Below are 2,074 nucleotides of genomic sequence, written 5' to 3' on the forward strand. Positions count from 1 at the left end.
AACAAGAGAAGATTCAAAAACTCGAATATGCCAATCAAGAAGAAGAATATAAAGCCTATCAAAAACTATTTAAGAACAAGGTAATCTCTAGAAGTGAGTTCACGCAGCAGGAAAACAAATTTTTGTCAGCCAAATATCCACTCCAACAAACAGAAACTGCGATACTGAACAATTCCAGCAGCTACACAGCAAAGGAAAAAGAATTATTGGATATTAAGCACACTATTGCCGAAGAGCAGGCAAAATTTGTACAGGCTTTAAATCAATGTGTAACTGAAAGTGATAATTGGATATTGGAGCATATTTTAAGAGCACCTTTGGCAGGCAAACTGAGTTTTGCAGGCATAATACAAGAGAACCAAAATGTAGTTGCTGATCAGGAAGTATTTATTGTGAACCCAGGTAATGCCATTTTTTTTGGCGAGATACAGATTCCTCAGTATAATATGGGTAAAATACATGAGGGTGAACGTGTCTTGGTAAAACTGAAAAGCTTTCCATTTGAGCAATACGGTATTATAGGAGGTCGGCTTTCGTATATCTCTGATGTAGCGTATAAGGACAGTGTTTTTCTCGCTAAAGTAAGTTTCGAGCAATTTGAAAATAAAGATTCTAATCGAAAAATAGTGCTTAAAAATGGAATGCAGGCAGATGTAGAAATTATTACTGAAAAAAGTTCATTGCTGCAACGCTTCTTTAGAAATGTAACTAAAATGCTAAATAGTAATAATTAGATATAGAATAAATGATAACTAGTTCACCCAGATTGGAAAACTAGAGAGAGAAAATAAAACTCTTTTATTGGCATAATGATAATCTACTTGGATTTCAGAACTTTCAAAAGGAATAAGTATGCTATCATTATCCAGAATTTGAATGGAGTATTCATTTAAGTGGGTGTTACGATAAAAATGGTTCTTTCCCACTTTTGGTGGCAATTATGAGAATTGAAGGTGAATGTTCGTTAGAATTTTATGAATCTTACTTTTCGGCCTATATTGTTCACCAGATTTCGCTTGAAAGTGGTCAATCAGCTCATTTTAAGCGGCTTTATGCTTCTGAAAGCAGGATTGGATTCATCGAGAACCAAAATAGAGATGTTCTAATTACCTTAAAATCAAAATTATATTTCTTATTCCGATGTGTTTTACAAAGTGGGCTGATTTGCTGTAAATCGTGTCCGGGAAGGCCGTTTCTTGTAAAACCATCTTCGCGGAGGATTAACCGATCAAATGCAGGAAAGATAGATTGGAAAATGAAGAGAGAATCTGGGAAGATTGGATATATTTAGCTCAGTCTTCACGATTCCATCAAGTCCTTAGTTTAGACTGAACATGCCAGTTGTTAGGTCACTTTACGCTCATACTCAGACCAATTCAGGCCATTTCAGGCCAAAAATTTCATCACGCTAAATTACTGGATACGTTTGGTCAATGAAACGGGGTAACCTGTTTTAAGAATAACTGAATAACAATCTAAAAATTACCTGATCCATGGTGCCGTCATCAAAGATGCGGTTCCAAATGATCAAGTAAAAGATTTTCTTCAAAAGAAAGTCTTTTATGCTAATGGGAATAGATAGGTGCCATGCACCTGTTCTTTGAAATTGTGGGATGAAGCATTATTCCGTGAGGAACGGAAAATTCATGCGAAGTTGAGATCATATCAATAAACGAAAGCGCAGAGGCAGGCGACGGCCAGGTCCGTATGGACTTACGTGAGTAATCCCGGTATACCTTATTGAAGACTTGTTTTTTTTTGTTTTTAGTTTAGGTGGGAGGGGCCATTCGGCCCCTTTTTTTATGTCCTGATTGTTTGTAAATAAAAGGGAAGTCAATTTTAGATATGTAGAAGTTAGCAAGTAAACCCTTGGTTTTTTTATACCCGCAAGATGTCTTTTTGTCGGACAATAATCCTGCGGATTATCCCTCCAAAAAGAATCTTGCCCCAAAGCGGAGCATTTGGGGATGGAGAAAACTCGCAACTCGTTTTCTCTTTTAGATGATTTTGGAATGGAAGAAAAGAAAAAGCGGCTCGGACGGCCCTATCTGAAAAGTGGTAAGAAAACCAGAAG

1 protein-coding gene is annotated in these 2,074 nt (G+C 36.7%); it reads left to right on the top strand.

Going from position 1 to position 2,074, the window contains the following annotated elements:
• The coding region (locus AC1DPQ_RS26015) for an HlyD family secretion protein (RefSeq protein ID WP_477611337.1) at positions 1-734 on the top strand (734 nt) is incomplete at its 5' end.
• Between the last annotated feature and the right edge of the window lie 1,340 nt (positions 735-2,074).

Source organism: Pedobacter sp. 01T416_2, assembly GCF_056398925.1.